This is a genomic window from Chamaesiphon sp. OTE_8_metabat_110 (assembly GCF_031382685.1).
In the GTDB taxonomy this organism is placed as follows: domain Bacteria; phylum Cyanobacteriota; class Cyanobacteriia; order Cyanobacteriales; family Chamaesiphonaceae; genus Chamaesiphon.
Map to the genome: position 1 here is coordinate 1 of NZ_JANMZA010000163.1, position 3,286 is coordinate 3,286.

At 48.2% G+C, this 3,286-nt stretch carries 3 protein-coding genes; all 3 read left to right on the top strand.

The annotated features are described in order from the left end of the window. The coding region (locus tag RMO52_RS05900) for a PKD domain-containing protein (RefSeq protein WP_310411819.1) at window positions 1-717 on the top strand (717 nt) is incomplete at its 5' end. Between the two features lie 164 nt (window positions 718-881). After that, complete coding sequence (locus RMO52_RS05905) at window positions 882-1,334, top strand: DUF3531 family protein (RefSeq protein WP_310411822.1); 453 nt, start codon at window positions 882-884, stop codon at window positions 1,332-1,334. Between the two features lie 385 nt (window positions 1,335-1,719). Next, on the top strand, window positions 1,720-3,286 hold a 1,567-nt coding region (gene dxs, locus RMO52_RS05910), incomplete at its 3' end, for a 1-deoxy-D-xylulose-5-phosphate synthase (protein ID WP_310411825.1).

Here is a 3,286-nt window from a genome sequence, read left to right on the forward strand (position 1 = left end):
AAGAACCATGAGGAAAAAGCTTCTTCAACTAGCTTCTTTTCTTGCTCGGATGGAACGTTATTAAATCCCAGCCATCAATTTACCAAAGCTGGCAATCATAACGTCACCGTCACTATCACCGACAACGACGGAGCCAGCACCACCGACACCATCCAAGTCACCGTCACCAACGTCGCCCCCACTATTAATACCGTCAATATTCCCACGAATATTAACGAAGGCTCCACAGTCCAACTGACAGCCACCGCTACCGACGCAGGTAACGACACCCTCACCTACAACTGGTACATCAACGGTGCAACCACCCCAATTATCGGACAGACAATCGACTATAACTTCGCAAATAGTGGCAATTATCCAGTCAAACTAGATGTCATCGATAGTAACGGAGCCATCACCACTCAAACCGTTGACGTAACTATCAATAACCTCGCACCAACGATCGATTCGATTACCATCCCCACCAACATCAAAGAAGGAGAAACAGTCCAACTTATCGCCACCGCCAGCGATGCCGGGAACGATACCCTTACCTACAACTGGTACATCAACAACGCCATCACACCAATCACCGGACAAACAATCGACTATAAATTCCTCAACAATGGCATTTATCCAGTCCGATTAGAAGTTATCGACAGCGATGGAGCCATCACCACTCAAACCATCGATGTCAGCAGTTGGTGGGCAAAGCATCAACCATTCATTCATCGATAACGGCAACCATGATGAGAAATATTTGTACTGAGCCACTTAGCAAGTCTTAAGATATAGATGGTAGACTGAGCTTCCGGTCGGCTAGTCGATCGAATAGGTCGCTCGATCGTACCGCAGTGTCCAGCTCTTTCTAATGCCCAAAACCTAGTCCCTATCCCCTAATTATGCAAGTCCAGTTTCGCGAATTCAGTCAATTTGATGTGTGGTTTTGGCTGGAATTTAATAACGTTCCATCCGAGCAAGAAAAGAAGCTAGTTGAAGAAGCTTTTTCCTCATGGTTCTTCTTGGGTAAACTGGGGGGATTTAATGCTGAAAATACCCAAGTGCAAGAAACAGGATTGGATCTGAGCTACATGGATTATGACAATGATAGTGCTGACAATACGATGATGTCAGTGATGCACAATATGGGAGATTTTGAATATGAGGGTAACTGGGGGCGGTGCTGGTTGGACTTAGGGACTAGTGACTCGATCGCGATCGATATCCTTATCAATTCACTGTCCCAACTCAGTAAAGAATACGTCGAAATTCACCAACTATTAATTGGTGGTGAAAATGATGATTGGGAAATAGATCCAAGTTATAAAGAATCATTATTCCAGGATATTAATTAAAAGGCATCGCTGAATCCAGGTATGATTCACTCGCTTAGGCAACCTCTGAAATGTAGAGTAGGGGTAATTCATGAATTACCCCTACTCTACATTTCAGCAACGCCAGTTAAGATTAAGGACTTTTCGCGCAGACCGTTATCGCCAGAGTCATGCCAAGGTAACGATCGCATCATGTTAAATCAAAAATATTTTTGGAGATTGTCCCCCCGTCCCCCATCTCCCCATCTCCCCGTCTCCCCGTCCCCCCATCTCCCCATCCCTCCCCTAAATTCCCATTGCTAACTGTAACAACCCGAGAATTTACCGATCTCAAACCTGCTAAATAAATTACAGTTAAGATCGGACAATCAAACATCGAGATCGTATCAGACGGGGAAAACTGGCTATGCACCTAAGCGAAATCACCCATCCAAACCAGTTGCACGGTTTATCAGTACGGCAACTAGAGCAGATCGCCTTAGAAATCAGAGAAAAACATCTTCAGACAGTGGCTGCCAGCGGCGGTCATTTAGCTCCGGGGTTAGGTGTTGTCGAGCTGACATTGGCACTGTATCAAACATTGGATCTCGATCGAGATAAGGTGGTTTGGGATGTCGGACATCAAGCTTATCCTCACAAATTAATTACGGGCAGATACGATCGCTTCCACACGATCCGCCAGAAGGATGGTCTTGCTGGCTATCTTAAGCGCGGTGAGAGTAAATTCGACCACTTTGGTGCCGGACACGCCTCTACGAGCATTTCTGCCGCCTTGGGGATGGCGATGGCACGAGATCTCAAGGGTGAAAAATTTAAATGTGTAGCCGTTATTGGCGATGGCGCATTGACGGGTGGGATGGCGCTAGAAGCGATCGATCATGCCGGACATCTACCCAAAACTAACCTGTTGGTGGTGTTGAATGACAATGAGATGTCAATCTCTGCCAACGTCGGTGCGATTCCGCGCTATCTAAATAAGCTGCGCGTTAGTGCGCCGATTCAGTTTCTCAGTGACAATATCGAGGAACAACTCAAAAATATCCCGTTTGTCGGCGAAACAATTTCGCCCGAGCTGGCGCGGGTGAAGGAAGGGATGAAGCGGCTGGCTGTGCCCAAAGTCGGTGCAGTATTTGAAGAGTTAGGCTTTACTTATATCGGCCCTGTAGACGGTCACAATTTGGAAGAATTGATTAGTACCTTCGAGGGTGCCCACAAGCACGCTGGGCCAGTGATGGTGCATGTGGTGACTAAAAAGGGTAAAGGTTATACGATCGCCGAAAAAGATCGCGAAGGCTATCATGCCCAAAACCCCTTTAATCTGGCTACGGGCAAAAGTGCCCCCGCGACCAAACCCAAGCCACCCACCTATTCTAAAGTATTCGCCGATACCCTGATCAAGCTGGCTGAAGACGATCCGCGCATCGTAGCGATTACCGCTGCAATGGGTACGGGTACTGGTTTAGACAAGTTTGAGACCATATTTCCCGATCGCTATATCGATGTCGGGATTGCCGAGCAACATGCGATTACGTTGGCTGCGGGGCTAGCAACTGAAGGGATGCGTCCAGTCGCGGCAATTTATTCGACGTTCTTACAACGCGCCTTCGACCAAATCGTCCATGACGCCTGCATTCAGCATCTCCCCGTGTTCCTGTGTCTCGATCGCGCTGGCATCGTCGGTGCTGATGGCCCGACCCACCAAGGGATGTATGATATTGCCTATCTGCGGTGTATCCCCAACATGGTGCTGATGGCTCCTAAAGATGAGGGCGAACTACAGCAGATGGTAGTCACAGGTATCAATTATACCGACGGGCCGATCGCGATGCGCTATCCGCGCGGTAACGGTTATGGCATCCCGTTGATGGATGAAGGCTGGGAAGAATTACCCATCGGTAAAGCCGAAATCCTCCGTCATGGCGATGACGTGCTGATGATTGCCTACGGCTCGATGGTACATCCCACGCTCCAAG